Source organism: Sulfuricaulis sp. (assembly GCF_040901545.1).
Lineage (GTDB): Bacteria > Pseudomonadota > Gammaproteobacteria > Acidiferrobacterales > Sulfurifustaceae > Sulfuricaulis.
The window spans coordinates 1-14,304 of the sequence record NZ_JBBDYL010000057.1; the positions used below are offsets into that span (position 1 = coordinate 1).

General features: G+C 58.4%; 12 protein-coding genes and 1 pseudogene. 10 read left to right on the top strand and 3 right to left on the bottom strand.

Features of this window, described 5'->3' with window-relative positions:
- Positions 1-224, bottom strand: a pseudogene (locus tag WD823_RS12260) (TRAP transporter substrate-binding protein); the annotation flags it as partial.
- A 45-nt stretch (positions 225-269) separates the two neighbouring features.
- A complete protein-coding gene (locus WD823_RS12265; RefSeq protein ID WP_368429786.1) occupies positions 270-1,478 on the bottom strand; it encodes an alanine--glyoxylate aminotransferase family protein in 1,209 nt (402 codons plus the stop codon).
- A 336-nt stretch (positions 1,479-1,814) separates the two neighbouring features.
- On the opposite strand from WD823_RS12265, the gene WD823_RS12270 reads away from it, so the two are divergent.
- Genes WD823_RS12270 through WD823_RS12280 form a run of 3 tightly spaced genes read left to right on the top strand, consistent with a single transcriptional unit; the run spans position 1,815 to position 6,147 of the window.
- The gene (locus WD823_RS12270) at positions 1,815-4,739 is read left to right on the top strand and encodes an FAD-binding and (Fe-S)-binding domain-containing protein (protein WP_368429787.1); all 2,925 of its coding nucleotides are present in this window, start codon (positions 1,815-1,817) and stop codon (positions 4,737-4,739) included.
- 3 nt (positions 4,740-4,742) lie between these two features.
- The gene (locus WD823_RS12275) at positions 4,743-5,444 is read left to right on the top strand and encodes a GntR family transcriptional regulator (RefSeq protein ID WP_368429788.1); all 702 of its coding nucleotides are present in this window, start codon (positions 4,743-4,745) and stop codon (positions 5,442-5,444) included.
- A 4-nt stretch (positions 5,445-5,448) separates the two neighbouring features.
- Entirely contained in the window at positions 5,449-6,147 is a 699-nt protein-coding gene (locus WD823_RS12280) for a DUF2848 family protein (RefSeq protein WP_368429789.1), read from the top strand.
- 7 nt (positions 6,148-6,154) lie between these two features.
- Here the strand turns inward: WD823_RS12280 and WD823_RS12285 are convergent, their stop codons facing one another.
- Positions 6,155-7,669 (bottom strand): malonyl-CoA synthase, encoded by a 1,515-nt coding sequence (locus WD823_RS12285; RefSeq protein ID WP_368429790.1) that lies wholly within the window; start codon positions 7,667-7,669, stop codon positions 6,155-6,157.
- A 503-nt stretch (positions 7,670-8,172) separates the two neighbouring features.
- Here WD823_RS12285 and mdcA point away from each other — a divergent pair.
- From mdcA to mdcH, 7 genes are read left to right on the top strand one after another with little or no spacing between them, the layout of a single operon-like run.
- Positions 8,173-9,819 (top strand): malonate decarboxylase subunit alpha, encoded by a 1,647-nt coding sequence (mdcA, locus tag WD823_RS12290; RefSeq protein WP_368429791.1) that lies wholly within the window; start codon positions 8,173-8,175, stop codon positions 9,817-9,819.
- 8 nt (positions 9,820-9,827) lie between these two features.
- Positions 9,828-10,157: a malonate decarboxylase acyl carrier protein gene (gene mdcC / locus WD823_RS12295; protein WP_368429792.1), complete on the top strand. Its 330-nt coding sequence runs from the start codon at positions 9,828-9,830 to the stop codon at positions 10,155-10,157.
- Positions 10,154-11,068, top strand: a complete 915-nt coding sequence (locus WD823_RS12300; protein WP_368429793.1) for a biotin-independent malonate decarboxylase subunit beta — start codon at positions 10,154-10,156, stop codon at positions 11,066-11,068. Before mdcC ends, WD823_RS12300 begins: the two co-directional genes overlap by 4 nt.
- Positions 11,065-11,769, top strand: coding sequence for a biotin-independent malonate decarboxylase subunit gamma (locus tag WD823_RS12305; RefSeq protein ID WP_368429794.1), 705 nt, complete (start codon positions 11,065-11,067; stop codon positions 11,767-11,769). Before WD823_RS12300 ends, WD823_RS12305 begins: the two co-directional genes overlap by 4 nt.
- Complete coding sequence (gene mdcG, locus WD823_RS12310) at positions 11,762-12,460, top strand: malonate decarboxylase holo-[acyl-carrier-protein] synthase (RefSeq protein ID WP_368429795.1); 699 nt, start codon at positions 11,762-11,764, stop codon at positions 12,458-12,460. The genes WD823_RS12305 and mdcG overlap by 8 nt, the downstream gene beginning before the upstream one ends.
- The gene (mdcB, locus tag WD823_RS12315; protein ID WP_368429796.1) at positions 12,457-13,317 is read left to right on the top strand and encodes a triphosphoribosyl-dephospho-CoA synthase MdcB; all 861 of its coding nucleotides are present in this window, start codon (positions 12,457-12,459) and stop codon (positions 13,315-13,317) included. The genes mdcG and mdcB overlap by 4 nt, the downstream gene beginning before the upstream one ends.
- Positions 13,314-14,234 (top strand): malonate decarboxylase subunit epsilon, encoded by a 921-nt coding sequence (gene mdcH, locus WD823_RS12320; RefSeq protein ID WP_368429797.1) that lies wholly within the window; start codon positions 13,314-13,316, stop codon positions 14,232-14,234. Before mdcB ends, mdcH begins: the two co-directional genes overlap by 4 nt.
- The last annotated feature ends 70 nt before the right edge of the window (positions 14,235-14,304 follow it).

Sequence of the window (14,304 nt, forward strand, 5' to 3'; positions counted from 1 at the left end):
AGCAGCTCCTTGTCGCCGCCCAGCTGGCTCGAGCCGTAGACCACGACCTTCGCCTTGGCTCCGAGCTTGGCGTTGGCGCGCTTGGCGAATTCGTCGGCGGAAGCGGCGAAGAGCGAGCCGGGCTCGCCCACGTGCCCGAATTTCAGCTCGATTTGCGCCGATGCAGATGTTACAAAAAGATTACTCAGAAATAGTACAACTGCGAATTGTATAAAGCGTTTCATATATTTCCTCCTTGATGGTATTGAAAAATTACAGCTCGATGTATATCAGGCTGACCGCGCCGTAATTCGTGATGTTTCCCTCATTGTATTGTCGGCCGAGAGATAGTCGAGCGCCGCAAGTACACCGCCGTTTTTATGTGGAACTCCTGCGGCAGTGAGCCCCATCTCGACGCCACACAGGCTTCCGGCAAGCATCAGCTCGTTGAAGTCGCCGAGATGACCGATGCGAAACACCCGGCCCTTTAACTTCGTTAATCCGGTACCCAAAGACATGTCAAAACGCTGCAACACCAATTCGCGAAAGCGGTCGGCATCGTGGCCTTCCGGCATCAGCACCGCCGTTAAGACGTTACTGTATTCCTCCGGATTAAGGCACAAAATTTCCAGTCCCCAGGCGCGCACCGCCCGGCGCGTCGCCTCCGACAGGCGCGCATGCCGTGCAAAAACATTGTCCAGTCCCTCCTCCTGCATCATCAGTAATGCTTCGCGCAGCCCGAACAGCATATTGGTCGCGGGGGTATAGGGAAAGAAACCGGATTTGTTATTGGCGATCATTTCATTCCAGTTCCAGTAGGATTTCGGCATCCGCGCCGTTTTGGCCGCGGCGCGGGCCTTGGCGCTAACCGCATTGAAGCCGAGGCCCGGCGGGAGCATTAGGCCTTTTTGCGAGCAGGCAACCGTCACGTCCACGCCCCATTCGTCATGGCGGTAGTCAATCGAGGCCAGCGAAGAGATTGTGTCCACCATCAGGAGCGCGGGATGCGCGGTGCGGTCCATTGCCTTGCGGATTTCGCCGATACGGCTGGTTACACCGGTCGATGTTTCGTTATGCACCACCGCCACCGCCTTGATTATATGGCCGCGATCGGCGCTGAGCAGGTTTTCGACTTGTTCCGGGTCAACACCGTGGCGCCAGTCACCCGGGACAAATTCGGCCGCGATCCCGAGCTGTGTCGCCATCTGGAACCAAAGCGTGGCGAAATGACCGGTTTCGAACATCAACACCTTGTCACCGGGAGACAAGGTGTTGACCAAGGCCGCTTCCCAGGCGCCCGTGCCGGATGAAGGAAATATAATGATGTCGGCGGAGGTTTTAAAAACGGTTTTGAGACCGGCAAAAATATCCAGGACGAGCCGTGCAAAATCCTGGCCGCGGTGATCGATGATCGGCGAGTCCATCGCCCGCAATACACGGTCGGGAATATTTGTCGGCCCGGGAATCTGAAGAAAATGACGTCCGCTTCGGAACGACATGATGCATACCTCCTGCACGTGGTCCCCACATGGTCCCAATGTACCGCCCGCGGGCTGACCGAAAGCTAAGTTAGTTGCATCATTTCTGTTTTTCTATGTTAAAAAAGAGATGCAATTTCGCGATTGTTTGCATATGGTCATGGATGCATAATGGCATGACAGATTGCATTATGTATTTTGCATACATTTTGTCTTGGCGCAATAGACATATTTCTGTTGCATAAGACGAAAATCAGGATCTCCAGTAAAAGCTGAGCACCTGCTTCAGATAGGAGGGCCAATTGTGGATTTGGGCAGAGATTCCCGTCACTAAAAAATATAACCGGCGATCGGGCTGTGAAATCTGGAATACCACCCGGCCATAGCCGGCTTGCCAGGCGGCTGCGCGATGAACTCGACGGCGAAGTGTTCTTTGACCGCTTCACGCGCGGGCGTTACAGCACCGACGCCTCGATTTACCAGATCGAACCGCTTGGAGTAGTTATTCCGCGCCATGCGCAGGACGTTCATCGCACGCTGGCGATCGCCGCGGACGCCGGAGTGAACGTGCTGGCCCGCGGCGGAGGGACATCGCAGATCGGGCAGACAGTGGCCGAGGCCATCGTCGTCGACACCAGTAAATATCTCAATCACGTGCTCGATCTCGACACCCAGGCGCGGACGGCTTGGGTGGAACCGGGACTGGTGCTCGATCAGCTCAACAAATATCTCAAACCGCATGGACTTTTTTTTCCCGTGGACGTTTCGACCGGCAACCGGGCCACGCTCGGCGGCATGGCGGGCAACAATTCCTGCGGCGCCCGCTCTATCCGATACGGCAACATGGTGCATAACGTGCGCGCCATCGACGCCATGCTGGCGGACGGCAGTTCGTTCCATTTTGGCGAAGTCGATCCCGAAACACTGGCGACTGAAGACAATGTACGTTTTCGCGACTTGACGCGTCAGATGTGCGCTTTGGGCAAACGGGAACGCGATGAAATCGCCCTCCGGTTTCCCAAAGTGCTGCGCCGTGTCGGCGGTTATAACATCGATGTTCTGACGACGAGCCGTCCGAATCTGGCGCGGCTGCTGGTTGGTTCCGAAGGCACGCTGGCATTCTTCAACCGAATCCAGCTCGACCTGCAACCGATACCGCCGCACCGCGTACTGGGCGTTTGTCACTTCCCGAAGTTCAAGCAAGCAATGGAATCGACGCGTCACATTGTCGAGCTCGCGCCGGCCTCGGTCGAGTTGGTCGACCGGACCATGATTGAACTTGCGCGCGATATCGCCCTGTATCGACCAATGTTGGAACGCTTCGTAAAGGGCGAGCCGGACGCCTTGTTGTTCGTGGAATTTTCCGGAGAGAATCATGATGAGCAACTGGCAAAACTCAGGGAACTTTCGGACTTGATGGCAACGCTCGGATTCCCCGACTCGGTTGTCGAGGCCGTCGACCCTCGATTACAGAACGCCATCTGGGAGGTGCGCAAAGCCGGGCTTAATATCATGATGTCCATGAAGGGTGACGGCAAGCCGGTGTCATTTATCGAAGATTGCGCCGTACCGCTGGAAGATCTGGCCGCCTACACCGAGCGGTTGACGCAGGTTTTTCAAAAGCATGGCACCACCGCCACTTGGTATGCACACGCCTCCGTCGGTTGCCTCCACGTTCGCCCGGTGCTTAACATGAAGGAAGAATCGGGCGCGAAAAAAATGCGCGCCATCGCCGAAGAAGCATTCGCCATGGTGCGTGAATACAAGGGCTCGCATTCCGGCGAGCATGGCGATGGCATCGCGCGCTCGGAGTTTCACGAATTCATGTTCGGATCACGGATGGTTAAAGCCTTCGAGGAGGTCAAGGACGCGTTCGATCCGGGCGGCTTGCTCAATCCCGGCAGAATCGTGCGCGCGCCCCGTATGGACGACCGGCGGCTGTTTCGTTACATGCCGGGATACCGCACCGACGGTTTTCGGCCAGTGCTTGACTGGTCGCCATGGGGTGGATTCGGCGGTGCCGTCGAAATGTGCAACAACAACGGCGCCTGCCGGAAAGCGGAACCCGCCGTGATGTGTCCGTCGTACCGTGTTACGCGCGACGAGCAGCACGTCACGCGCGGCCGCGCGAATTCGCTGCGTCTGGCGATCAGCGGCCAACTCGGTCCGGAGGCGTTTGTAAGCGAGGATATGCGCGCCACCATGGCCTTGTGTGTCAGTTGTAAAGGATGCAAGCGCGAGTGCCCGACCGGCGTCGACATGGCGCGGATGAAAATCGAATTTCTGAGTCATTATCGGGAAAAACACGGTTTGTTATGGCGCGAGCGGTTGATTGCCTGGTTACCGCGCTACGCGCCGTGGGCGGCGCGTCTGCCGGGTCTGTTGAATATGCGCGACCGGATTCCCGGTTTGGCACGGCTGAGCGAAAAACTGCTGGGACTCAGCGCACGGCGTGCCCTGCCGCGCTGGCGACGGGATTTTTTCGATTATCGCCGTGAACCCGATGCTCCGGACCCGGCCATGGGCGAAGCGGGCGAGGTCGTGCTGTGGGTTGATACGTTCAATACCTATTTTGAGCCCGAGAATGCGCGCGCCGCGTCCAGAGTATTGCAAGCAGCCGGTTACAAGGTGCACTTATTACGTCCCGGCGATGGCGGAAGACCGTTGTGCTGTGGGCGGACTTTTTTATCCGCCGGTCTTGTCGACGAAGCGCGCGCGGAGGCGCGGCGAGTTCTCTCCGCGGTGAAACCGTATTTGTCGCGCGGCATGTCAATTGTCGGTCTCGAGCCATCGTGCTTACTCAGCCTGCGGGATGAATTCTGCGCCATGCTCCCGGGCGAAGCAACCGCGCGGCTGGCGGAACGCGCCATGCTGTTTGAGGAATTTCTGGCGCAAGCACAAAAGTCAGGGAGTCTGCACCTCGCCCTCCAGCCGCTCAAGGAAAAACGTGCGTTGCTTCACGGTCATTGCCACCAAAAGGCTTTTGGCGTCATGGACAGCGTGCAGCAAGTGCTCGGACTGATTCCTGATATGACCGTGGAGACGGTTGAATCGAGTTGTTGCGGAATGGCCGGCGCATTCGGTTACGACGCGGAGCATTATGATGTTTCCATGAAAATGGGCGAACTCAATCTGCTGCCCGCCGTTCGTAAATCATCCTCTGACACCGTTATTATCGCCGACGGCACCAGCTGCCGGCAGCAGATTCGCGACGGATCGTGCCGAGAGTCCATGCATGTCGCCCGTGTTCTTGACGCCGCGCTGCGGCAATCAGTGAGGTAACTTATGACAAATTCAATACAAACTGAAACATTTCAACGAAACGTTCATCGGGCGCCCATCGCCCGACGCGCGCTCCATGACGAAGTCATTCGGAGATTGCGTGATTTGATTGTCGAAGGCGAGTTACCGCCCGGCGCGCGCATACCCGAACGTGAATTATGTGAACGCTTCGGCATATCCCGCACACCGCTGCGCGAAGCGCTCAAGGTACTGGCCGCGGAAGGATTGGTCGATTTGCATTTCAATCGCGGCGCCGTGGTGTCCCGCCTCACCCTCGAAGCGGTGGATGACATGTTTCAGGTCATGGGGGCCTTGGAGGCGCTGGCCGGAGAAAGCGCCTGCCTGCGGGCCAGCGCCGGGGACATCGCGGCCATCGAGACCTTGCACGGCAAAATGCTCATTCACTATCAACGGCATGAGCTTTCCGAATATTTCAGGCTTAACCAGTTGATTCATGAAAGTATAATTGAAGCGGCGGGCAATCCGGTTTTGAAAAATATTTATCAAGGGCTGAGCGTCCGTATCCGCCGGGCCCGCTACATGGCCAACCTGTCGCGACCTCGCTGGGACCAGGCGGTGGCGGAACACGAGGAAATCCTGGAAGCATTGCGCGCCCGGGACGGGAAACGCCTCAGCCGGTTGTTGAAGGAACATCTGTTGCACAAGTCCGACGTTGTCAAAGCCTTCCTGCTCGCCGGAAACTGATCGCATGTTTTCCGTGTTGCAGTTCTCGTTGGAAGGTGGGGCGCTACTGGAAGTGGCAATACGGCGTCCATTGGCGGCAGGCGCCACCGGACGCGATCCGGAAAAAGTTCGCGCGCACATCGCGCGCCAGGCAAGCCTTGGAATCAAACCGCCGGTCCATGTCCCCATGCTTTATCCGTTGATGCCGACTTTGGTCACGAATGCCACCGACATCGGTGTGATCGGCGCCGATTCCACTCCGGAAATAGAAGTCGTGCTATTCCACGTTAATGGGGTCGATTACCTGACAGTCGGGAGCGACCACACCGATCGTCGCATCGAGGCGGCCTCGTCTTTGCAGGGAAAAAACTCCTGTCCCAAAATAGTCGGCACGTCGGCATGGCGGGTCAGCGAGGTGATCGATCATTGGGATTCACTGTCGCTTCGGAGTACTTGTGGCGAAACCGTCCTGCAGGAAGGCAATTTGGCGCATAACATGGCCTTTGACGATCTGATGGTTTTTGTACGCAGCTGTGACGGGGATCAGGCGGAAGGTCGCATGGTGTTCAGCGGTACCGTGCCCACTTTCGCAACTCCTCCGCCGGGCAATGCCGCCATCAACTTGTCACTGCACGACCCGGTCACGAAACGCACGATCAGGCACACATACACCGTGCATGTGCGGCTGGCATTTTTTCAGTCCGGTTCTTTAAGTTCAGGATGAAATCAGGTTAAACAATAGCCACGCATTTCTGGCGCAGCGCGTTTTTTTGCACCTTTCCCATGGTATTGCGCGGAAGCTCGGCGGCAAATATTACCTGTTTCGGAACCTTGTAGTTGGCGATCTGTCCCCTGAGTTGATCGAGGATGGCGAGTTCCGTCAGGTTTTCATATCCTTTTTTCCGCACCACGATGGCGACCACGGCCTCGCCAAAGTCCTGGTGCGGCAATCCGATCACCGCGGATTCCTGCACGCCTTCGAGCGCATCGAGATAGGATTCAATTTCCTTGGGATAGACATTCAAGCCGCCGGTGATGATCAGGTCCTTGGCGCGTCCGACGATCGATATATATCCATCCTTGCCCCGGCGCGCGAGATCGCCGGTGCGGAAATAGCCGTCGGCGGTAAAGTCCTCGGCGGTTTTTTTCGGATGCCGCCAGTATCCCTTGAAAACATTCGGTCCTTTCACCAATAGCTGGCCGACCTCGTCAACGGGTAAATCACGATCACCGTCGGAAACAATCCGCGCCGAAACCCCGGGCAAAGGCAGGCCCACCGTCTCGGGAAGTCTTGGCCCGCGGTAAGGATTCGAGGTATTCATGCACGTCTCGGTCATGCCGTAACGCTCGAGGATTTCATGGCCGGTGTGTGCGTGAAATTCCACGAATGTTTGCGCCAATAACGGCGCCGAACCGGAAATAAACACCCGAATGTTTCGGCAGGTGTCGCGTCCGAAAGCGGGGCTTGCCAGCAGACGCGTATAATATGTCGGCACGCCCATGAACACGGTCGTGCGCGCCAGTCGCTCTATGACGGCATCGGCGTCGAATTTCCTCAGATACAGCATGGCGCTGGTTCCAAGCAGTGCGCAGTGATTGGCGACGAAAAGTCCGTGCGTGTGATACATGGGGAGGGCATGGAGCAGCACGTCATCCTCGCGCCATTCCCAGGTTTCATGGAGCGCCTTCGCGTTACTGGCGAGATTCCTGTGTGTCAGCATGGCTCCCTTGGGCTTGCCGGTGGTGCCGGACGTGTACAGGATCACGGCGATATCATCCTCGTGCGACGGCACGGTATCGAAGTCAGGCGGCGTATCGGCGCTGGCTACTTCGAGCGTACCCTGGCCTTGTGCATCCAGCGTGAAGACTTGCGTGACACCTTGCTTGCTCGCCAGCGCCCGCATGGTAATCTCGGATTTTGGGTCGCAGAGCACGAACCGCGGTTCGGCGTCGCGCAGAAAAAAACCGACTTCTGTTTGCTGGTACGCGGTATTCAGCGGGAGATAGACAAGATTGGCGCGCAGGCAACCGAGATAGAAGAAAAGCGCTTGGGCGGATTTTTCCACCTGCACTCCCACGCGATCGCCGGGCACGAGACCCAGATCGGTGAGAAAGCGGGCATAACGGGCCGAAATCTTCTCGAGATCGCCATACGTAAAGCGCCGTCCAGCGTCGGTTTCAACGCACGTACGTTCAAGATGGCCACGAAACCGTTCGGAAAACAGGCTGTAAAGATTGCCGTTCATGCGCGGCAATGAATTTTATTGTCCGGCTGGAGTACGGTGTTAGTAATCATTCGCGAGTTAAATTTGGAAGATCGAGTTATCCGGTGCAAGACTGTAGCACCCCCCATGGAGGGCCGCCTGCCATTCTTTATTACAATCAATTTAAGTTAAGGTCAGGTTAAGGTCAATAAACAGGTTATCAATACCCCCAATGTCACGCCGCATGGAGACCTCGAGATTCCGCCTCCGCCGGTGTGACCGGAAGCTCGAAAAATCCGCGTCTTGGGCCGATATCCGGCAGGCCGACAACGAGACAAGCAAAAAAGCATGACAGTGGGTTTGTCTGCGAGGAAAACGCATCCGTTTCCCCTGGGACCTCAAGGCATGCATGGTATATGTTCGCTCGGCACTCAGACAGCACCCAAAGTTTACTCCGGAGGTCGGAGTCACGGCAGTGGCCCTGCTACTGCATAGCAGTGTCAGATACAATGCGGCGGTTCGAATCAAAATAATGGCAAGTACCCGTGAACGATACTCGCTGGGATAACCGGGCCGCCAACCGGCGCGCACGACTGGAACGGGCTGCGACCTTAACCCGCGGCAAAGCAGTGGCGCCGGAGCAGGTTACGGCGTTGCTTGAAGCGGTGATCGAAGCCGGTGACCGGGTTTGTCTCGAAGGCAACAATCAGAAGCAAGCTGATTTTCTGGCGCGCTGCCTCGTGCAGGCTGATGTCAAACGGGTACATCATTTACACATGGTCCAGTCGGTGTTGGCGTTGCCCGAACATCTCGACCTGTTCGAGCTTGGAATTGCGAGTCGTGTCGACTTTTCCTTCTCTGGTCCTCAGGGGGTGCGCCTGGCACGATTGGTTCGCGAAGGGAGAATCGAAATCGGCGCGATTCATACGTATCTTGAACTCTTCGGACGTTACTTCATCGACCTGACTCCGCGCGTAAGCCTCATCGCCGCGATGAGCGCCGATGCCGCTGGTAATTTATATACCGGACCCAACACCGAGGACACACCCGCGATAGTGGAAGCCACGGCGTTTCGCAACGGCATTGTCGTGGCGCAAGTGAATGAACTGGTCGATCGCGTCCCACGCGTGGATATTCCGGCTGACTGGGTGGATTTCGTGGTACCGAGCCCGCAGCCGCATTACATCGAACCGCTTTTCACGCGTGACCCGGCGCAAATCACCGAAATTCAAATCCTGATGGCGATGATGGTGATAAAAGGGATTTATGCCAAATACGGCGTCCAACGACTTAATCACGGCATCGGTTTTGACACGGCCGCCATAGAACTGTTGTTGCCGACTTATGCATCCAGTCTGGGATTGAAGGGCAAAATTTGCAACCACTGGGCCATGAATCCACATCCCACCATTATCCCGGCAATCGAATCCGGTTTCGTCGAAACCATTCACTCATTCGGATCGGAACTGGGAATGGAGGCCTATACCGCGGCGCGTCCCGATATTTTTTTCACCGGTCCTGACGGGAGCATGCGCTCCAACCGCGCCTTCTGCCAGGCGGCCGGACACTATGCCTGCGATCTCTTTATCGGTTCAACTCTGCAGATCGACCTTCAGGGGAACAGTTCCACCGCCACGCTGGATCGCATCACCGGATTTGGCGGGGCACCCAACATGGGTTCGGATGCACGCGGCCGTCGCCATGTGAGCGCGACCTGGCTGCGCGCCGGCCGCGAAGCTGAAACACAAAGCGGCATACCGCGCGGGCGCAAGCTGGTCGTTCAGATAATTGAAACTTATCACGGACGGATGCAACCGGCGTTTGTCGAGCGACTGGATGCCTGGAAAATGATGGATCAGGGAGAATTGAGCTTGCCCCCGATCATGATCTACGGTGACGACGTTTCGCACATCGTGACGGAAGAGGGCATCGCCAACTTGCTGCGATGCCACACCGAAGAAGATCGTGCCGAAGCCATTCGAGGTGTAGCCGGCTATACCCCGGTTGGATTGGGCCGCTCCCGGGCCGCGGTGGAGAATTTGCGCGACCGCGGGATTATCCGCCGCCCCGAAGATCTCGGGATCGACAAACGCCAGGCAACCCGTGACCTCCTGGCCGCGAGATCCATCAAGGATCTCGTGCGCTGGTCCGACGGGCTGTATGATCCTCCCGCGCGTTTTAGAAACTGGTAGAGGTCTCCATGGAACATCTTGAGTTTGATTTTCCCGCATCCACCGATTCCTCAAGGCAAACACCCGCGCGGCGTGACAGCGTGCTGGTGGGGGTGGTTTCCTCGGGTAATCTCGAGGTGCTGGTTGAACAGGAATCGCTTGCCGGCGGTTGTCGCGTCATTGTCGATACCTCGATCAGGGGATATGGCGCGATCTGGCAGGCGGTGCTTGCGGATTTCGTAAAACGCTACCGGCCGCGAGATGTCCTGGTATCGATCAACGATGCCGGCGCGTCTCCGGCCGTGGTGAGCCTGCGTCTTGATCAGGCATATGAAGATTTCCAGGGAGACGCCGCATGACGTTCGCGGATAATTCATCTGCGCGACGCAGTTATTATGAGGCGACGGGGCGTCAGCGTATCGCGGTACTCCTCGATCGGGATTCGTTTCATGAATGGATCGGCCCGCGCGAGCGAGTCACCAGTCCCCATCTCAAGCTGTTCGATGTCCCGGTGTCGTTCGACGATGGGGTTATCGTCGGCCGGGGCACGCTTGACGGCAAGCGTGTGTTCATCGTGGCCCAGGAGGGGGGATTCATGGGAGGGTCCGTCGGCGAAGTGCACGGCGCCAAGATTACCGGCGTGCTCCGCCGCGCGCTGATTGAACGTCCGCAGGGCGTGCTTTTGTTATTGGAATCCGGCGGTGTCCGGCTGCATGAGGCCAATGCCGGGCTGATCGCGGTTTCTGAAATCCTGCAAGCGTTGCTCGCGCTTCGCGCCGCGGGTATCCCCGTGGTCGCTCTTATCGGTGGGGCTTACGGTTGTTTTGGCGGCATGTCAATCGTGGCGCACTGTTGCAATGCCATCGTTATCAGTGAACTGGGCCGTATCGGCCTGTCGGGGCCTGAAGTCATCGAGACCGTGGCGGGGGTTGAAGAATTCGATTCCCGCGACCTGGCCCTGGTATGGCGGACGGTCGGCGGGAAAAGCCGATATCTCCTCGGCGACGCAAGCCGATTGGTGCCGGACGACATCCCCGCGTTTCGCGCCGCGGCCATCGATGCATTACTCCAGTCTCGGACGTTGGATATGGAAAATCTGGAGCGTGATCACGAGCGGCTTTCCATGCGCCTTAATTTTTACGGCGATTGCAAAGATGCCGAGGAGATTTGGAGCAGGATGGGAATCATTTCGTCGCGACAAGTCGCGCTCCTCGACGAAGCGGAATTGGTCGAACTGGCGCAATCACTGCCCAATCGGAAAGTAATATGAATTGGGAAAAACTGGTCAATGAACTGTTTCCGGAGGGCCATTCCGTCAACCGGGCTGGAGAGATGCTCCGCGGGGAAGGGAAGTTGAATGGCGCGACCGTTGCCGTGGTTGGGACCGCCGAACATGCCTACATAGGTGTGGAGTTGGCGCTCGCCCTGGCCGGGGAAATACTAAATGTAATCCGCTCCTTTCCGAAGCGGCCGATTCTTTTCCTCGTGGATACGCGGGGCCAACGCCTCAGTCGCCGCGACGAACTGCTGGGCATCCATGCCTACCTCGCACATCTCTCTTCCAGTCTTGCCTTGGCGCGGGCCCGGCGCCACCGCGTGATCGGGTTGGCCTATGATGAAGCCGTCAGTGGCGGGTTTTTGGCGGGAGGAATGATGGCGGAGATTACCGTCGCGTTGCCCGAGGTACACGTGCGGGTGATGGATACGACGGCCATGGCCAGGGTGATGCGCATTCCAATTGAGCGCATGCTTGAACTGGAAAGAAATTCCCCCGTGTTCGCCACCGAAGCGGGAAGTCTTCATCAGCTCGGTGGCATCGCCGAGATCTGGAACGGTAACCTGGCGGAACACCTGCAAAAAGTTCTGGTGTCCCCGCCCGAGGCCGTCGATACGCGTGCGGAAAAGGGCTACGCCCGCGGCGGTCGTTTGTATGCCGCGCCGGTGATTTCCCGTGTGTGCAAACATGCCTAGCCCCGCCCTTGTCCTTCCCGATGACAGGGCTCCGATCGGACGGCATGCTCTCGTGTGGCTCGATCCTACTCGATGGGACGCCAACCTGCTTACCCGGCTCGATCCAGAACTGTACCCGGCCGTGCGCTCCTGGATTGCAGCGGGATATCCCGTCGTGGCACGTCGCCGCGATAATCAGGATCCCGAATACGGAATCGCAATCGGCATCCCCCTCTCGCCGCAACGTGGCGGGCAGCGTATGGCCCTGTGCGTAGCACCGGCCGCTGTCCGCTCCGTGCGGCGACCGCCCCTGCTGAATACTATTCTGGACGCCATTCCATCCGACTGGAAATTGCCGTTGAATAATTTCGCCTCGGCCATTCGGCCGCATGACGTCGGCGTTCGTGTATACGGTTCGCTGATGTGGCAGTGCCTCACGCGCGAGCCATACCTGCACGCCGGATCCGATATTGATTTTCTGTTGGAGGTAAACAACGTTGCTGCGTTGCCGTACATCTTGCAGTTAATACAACGCTGGGAGCAGGACCACGGAATTCAGGCCGATGGGGAAGTGTTGCTGAGTGACGGAAGGGCGGTGGCCTGGCGGGAACTCGCCGGCACCCGCGCACGCCTGCTGGTTAAGTCCCTTGCTTCAGTCGAATTGCTGCCGCGGAAAACGGCGATGCGTCTGCTTCAATCCTTGCATTCATGAACTTGGCCCTGGCGGTAAAACCATCTGATTCCATAATTTCCTTTCGCACGATCGGACGGTTGGCGCAGCGGGCGTTGTATCTGGAATTGCAGTGTTATCCCAAACCCGGTTTGGTAAGCCCGTGGGACAGTGGCAGTCACGCGGACATGGATGCATCGGCTTTTCTTCGCAGTATTGCGGCCCTGACCGATTATTTTCCCGCCATCGCGTCGGCCGGGGCAGAGTCGGCGCCGTTTTCGCCGCTCCAGGATCTGGGCCGGGCGGCGGAGCAACGCATGTTACAGGCCACTTCCGGAGCCAACACACACCGTGGCGCCATTTTCCATCTCGGTCTGTTGGCCGCCGCCGCCGGTCTGTTGAATGCCACGGGAGTTTCGTTTTCCGGATTGGCGCTGGGCCAATGTGTGCGCGAACGGTGGGGCAGCTACATCGAACGTGAAAAAAATCCCGGCAGCCACGGGCATTGCACCTGGCAACGGCACGGCGTTAAAGGCGCGCGCCACGAAGCCGCCGCGGGGTTTCCGCATGTGTTTGATATCGGCTTGCCCGCGCTGCGCGTCAGTCTCGCGCGCGGCGCGGATTTCCCAAGGGCCATGGTGCAATGCTTTTTCGCCCTGATGGCGGTGGTGGAAGATACGAATTTGCTGTACCGCGGCGGTATCCCCGGTATGACCTGGGCGCAGTCGGCCGCGCGTGATTTTCTCGCCAACGGTGGAATATTCCAGCCATCCTGGTTTGCGCGTGCGGTGGACGTGCATCGTGCAATGGTGGCGCGGCGGCTGAGTCCGGGAGGAAGCGCCGATATGCTCGCGGCCGTGTTGTTCGTGCATGGCTTGCAAGGGCACGCGGGCGCATGAGCGGGCTCGCGATCCTGTGCCCGGGTCAAGGGAGCCAGCATCCTTCCATGTTTGTCCGTATGGCGTCCGATCCCGCCGCAATACAGGTGTTGGACCGCGCCGCACGTGCGCTCGGATGGGATCCACGCGAGTGCGTGCGTCAAGCATCAGGTTTGTACGACAACCGTGTGGCCCAGCCGCTGATTTGCAGCGCCGTTTTGGCAAGCTGGGCGGCGCTGCGCCGACAATTACCCGCGCCGCGCCTGTTTGCCGGTTACAGCGTGGGTGAGCTCGCGGCCTACGGATGCGCCGATGCCTTGAGCGTGGAACAGACGCTATCGCTCGCCGCGCAGCGCGCCGCGCTGATGGATCAGGATGCCTCCAAGCCGCAAGGACTCCTGGCCGTGCGCGGATGGGAATTAGCGCGCGTGCGTGACTTGTGCCGCGATCTGGGAGCGACGGTCGCCATCGTCAATGGGGCGGATCATTTTATCCTGGGCGGGTCCGTGGCCGCTCTGGAACGTGTTGAATCCGCGGGTCAGGAACAAGGCGGTCTGTTCATGAAACGCTTGCCGGTGTCGGTCGCCGCGCATACCCCGTCGATGCGCATTGCCAGCGAACGCTTTCGGGACTTGCTTTCCCAAAGCGCCCTCAAGGCGCCGGTAACACCGGTGGTCGCCGGCATCAATGCCGCGCTGGTTCGGGACCGTGACACCGCTGTTGCGACTTTAGCGGCGCAACTGTCCACTCCCGTTGACTGGGCGTCGTGCGTGCAGGTAGCCTACGAATCGGGAGTGCGGGTTTTTCTGGAGCTTGAGCCGGGCACCGCCTTGGCGCGCCTGGCGCGCGACATCATCCCGGATGTCGCGGCGCGCAGCGTGGAAGAATTCAAGACTTTATCCGGCGTGTCCGATTGGGTCTGTCGTCGCCTGGCTTGATGTGACTAGAACCCGTCTCAAAAAACGGTAGGGTGCGCCCTGCGCACCGGTCCACGGTTTAAACGCAGCC